This window comes from Kaistella yananensis (assembly GCF_026107505.2).
In the GTDB taxonomy this organism is placed as follows: Bacteria; Bacteroidota; Bacteroidia; order Flavobacteriales; family Weeksellaceae; genus Kaistella; species Kaistella yananensis.
In genome coordinates this window covers 1-1,958 of the sequence record NZ_JAPCHZ010000015.1, presented here as the reverse complement: position 1 = coordinate 1,958, position 1,958 = coordinate 1, and the positions used below count along the sequence as shown (strand labels likewise).

Annotated in this window: 2 protein-coding genes; one reads left to right on the top strand and one right to left on the bottom strand. The window is 32.9% G+C overall.

Annotated elements, in window-relative coordinates; genetic code table 11:
* Positions 1–302: 302 nt before the first annotated feature.
* Positions 303–932, bottom strand: a complete 630-nt coding sequence (gene catB / locus OK344_RS13385) for a type B chloramphenicol O-acetyltransferase (protein WP_010256763.1) — start codon at positions 930–932, stop codon at positions 303–305.
* A 340-nt stretch (positions 933–1,272) separates the two neighbouring features.
* Between catB and OK344_RS13380 the strand changes: the two genes are divergently transcribed.
* On the top strand, positions 1,273–1,827 hold the full coding sequence (locus tag OK344_RS13380; protein WP_024566454.1) for a hypothetical protein: 555 nt from the start codon (positions 1,273–1,275) through the stop codon (positions 1,825–1,827).
* The last annotated feature ends 131 nt before the right edge of the window (positions 1,828–1,958 follow it).

Here is a 1,958-nt window from a genome sequence, read left to right as displayed (position 1 = left end):
GTTTTCTCTAAGCTCTTCTACACTCTTTTTTTTGTTGCCATTTTACTGATTTTTAATTAGTTTTACAAAGTAACTAAATATAGCGCTGAGAAAGCTACCGAAGGTTTAGTTCAACAAGGGTTTTGCAATAGTGGGGCGAAACTGCAAAGTTCAACTGTTGTTCTTCGGTTCAACTTTTGTGCAAAATTGAAGATTTGTGCTTCGATTGCCCCACCATCGCAAAGCCCCAAAACGTTATGTGTAATTTTAGCCGCAAACGCAGTTAAAACAAAAAGGCTCCGAATTTCGGAACCTTCTTTTTATCATTTCATTTTTCTAAAAAACTTGTACAACAAATCGATTTTATTTGAACAAAGAATTGGCATTGCTTCAAAAAGGGTTTCTTCATCCCATTCCCACCATTTCATTTCCTGCAATTTTTGGATGTCATCATCACTAAATCTCTTTTTTATCAATTTGGCTGGATTTCCCCCTACAATTGAATAAGGTTCAACATCTTTTGTAACCAAAGCACGACTGCCAATAACAGCTCCATCTCCTATCTGAACTCCTGGCATTATCATAGCTTCACTACCAATCCAAACATCATTCCCAACAACTGTATCTCCTGCTTTTTGAAATCCATCTTGGCTTTTACTGAAAACATCAAATTCAGACATATAAAAAAATGGAAAACTGGAAATCCAATCATATTTATGACCTTGATTACCTGCCATTATGAAACTTGCACCGCTCCCTATTGAACAATAAGAACCGATAATTAGTTTATCGACATCATTCCTGTCCGGAAACAGATAACGAGCACAATCGTCAAATGAATGACCGTGATAATAACCAGAATAATAAGAATATTTACCCGAAATTATATTGGGATTAGTTATGTGGTCTTTGATTATTTTTCCTTTAAAAGGACTTTCGAAGTAATTTTTCATTATTTAACATATTTAATTTACAATAAGAGACAATAAGGAAACGAAGAATAATACTAAACTATTCTCTTCCTATACGTTGCGTAAAGTAAATTTGCTAATCTGATAATTTCATCTGACAAAGATACTAAAAAACTACACATAACATCGCATTGGCAAAATGGCGGGTTAAGTTCAAAATTCAACTTTTGTGCTTTTTATTCCGCCGAATGTGTCCCACATTCAGCTTTTTTTTAATAATTTAGCTTCTGTGGAAACACATCGGCTACGTCACTGCTAAATTGAACTTTCGGTTCAATTTATCCGCCACTTCGCCAATGCGTTTCCCGTTATCTGCCATATTATGAAGAGATTCGCTGTAGTAATTCTGATATTTTTATTTAACACTGTAAGTTCACAAAATAGGATTTATGAAATATCATTTTGTGGAAGAGAGCAAAATGTAATATTAAGAGAAAAAAATAATAAAAAATTTTCTGGAACTATCAATTCAAAATTTCATAAACAAAAAAGTAAAAGGGACATAACCAAAACAAAGAGAATAAATAAGAATATTGCGAAAATAATTATAAATGACCTTAAGAATAATGGAATATTACAATTGAAAAATGAGGATGACAAAATTAATTGTGGTGACTTTTATCTAGATGGCGATATACTAAATTTTACAGTGACAGAAAATAAAATCATTCTTAACAAGGGTTTTGATGAAGTCTATCCAGAAAGTGAATCAAAAACAATTGAACCAAATGAATGTCGAAGAAAGGCTCAATTTTTAGCCACAATTATTGACAAACAATTAAATCTTAAAAAATTACATTCGCAACAGTTCAAAAAACTTGGTTCTGGAACTTGCTACTGGACAGGAATTTCACAAGTATGTATTAAAAAGAAATGAAAAATACGGCAGATAATAGCTAAGTTTTCGTTGCGTGCGCAGCACGAACAATGAAAACCCTGTTGAACGGAACCTTCGGCAGCTTTTGGTTGGGTATTTTCCCACACTATGGGTTTATCGACAAAAGATTT

Coding starts and splice junctions, on each gene's coding strand:
- catB (WP_010256763.1), bottom strand. CDS start 932: ATGAAAAATTACTTCGAAAGTCCTTTTAAAGGAAAAATAATCAAAGAC.
- OK344_RS13380 (WP_024566454.1), top strand. CDS start 1,273: ATGAAGAGATTCGCTGTAGTAATTCTGATATTTTTATTTAACACTGTA.